Consider the following 1,003-nt stretch of genomic DNA (forward strand, 5'->3'; position numbering starts at 1 on the left):
CTAGATGATTGATGCCAAGGGCTCGCTGGCGTGCATGAAATGACGCGAGGGAGTCCAAAGGTCGGTTGTGACGCCTGACCTGGACTCCCTCGCGACCGCACTCTACGTGAAGACCGACGACCTGCTGAAGGAATCGCCCCATCTGGCGCCGTGGCGACCCGATATCGGGATCGCGCCCCGGCTCGGCGATGCCGAACTGGTCACCCTGGCGGTGATGCAGGCCCTGCTCGGCTTCACCTCCGAGCGCCGCTGGATCCGCCACGCCACCACCCACCTGCGCCATCTGTTCCCGTACCTGCCCGGGCAGTCCGGCTACAACCGGCGCCTGCGCAAGGCCGCCGACCTGATCGCCCAGGTCAACCGCCTGCTCGCGACCGACACCTCGCTGTGGACCGACAGCGTGTGGGTCGTCGACTCCACCCCGGTGGAATGCGGCCGCTCACGCGAGACCGCCAAGCGCTCCGACCTTGCCGGCTGGGCCGAGTACGGCTACTGCGCCAGCCACTCCCGCTACTTCTGGGGCCTTCGCCTGCATCTGGTCTGCACCCTGCACGGCCTGCCCGTCACGTTCGCGCTGACCGGCGCCAAGGCCGACGAACGCCAGACCCTGCTCGGCATCCTCCACGCCGAACCCGACCTGGCCGGCTCCCGACCGGGCCAGACCCTGATCGGCGACCGGCACTACTACGGCCGCGCCTTCGAACACGAACTCGCCGAGTGGGGCGTCCACCTGCTCCGCCCGGCCCGCAAGGGCGAACCCGAGCGGGCCGGAGCCAGACTGTTCAAACCGCTGCGGCAGATCATCGAGTCCGTCAACCAGACGTTCAAGGCCCAACTCGACCTCGAACGCCACCAGGGCCGCACACCGGCCGGGGTGATGGTCCGTGTCCTGCAACGCATCCTCGCGCTGACCTCGGCGATCTGGCACAACGACCGAGCCGGTCAGCCAGTTATGCGCTCGCTGACCGCCTACGACCACTAACCCTTCGCATCATTCATCTAG

Annotated in this window: 1 protein-coding gene; it reads left to right on the forward strand. The window is 67.9% G+C overall.

Annotation, left to right across the window (positions count from 1 at the left end):
- Positions 1-67: 67 nt before the first annotated feature.
- A complete protein-coding gene (locus ACGFWJ_RS36205) occupies positions 68-982 on the forward strand; it encodes an IS982 family transposase (protein WP_392957007.1) in 915 nt (304 codons plus the stop codon).
- Positions 983-1,003: the final 21 nt, after the last annotated feature.

The organism is Kitasatospora sp. NPDC048407, assembly GCF_043200475.1.
In the GTDB taxonomy this organism is placed as follows: Bacteria; Actinomycetota; Actinomycetes; order Streptomycetales; family Streptomycetaceae; genus Kitasatospora.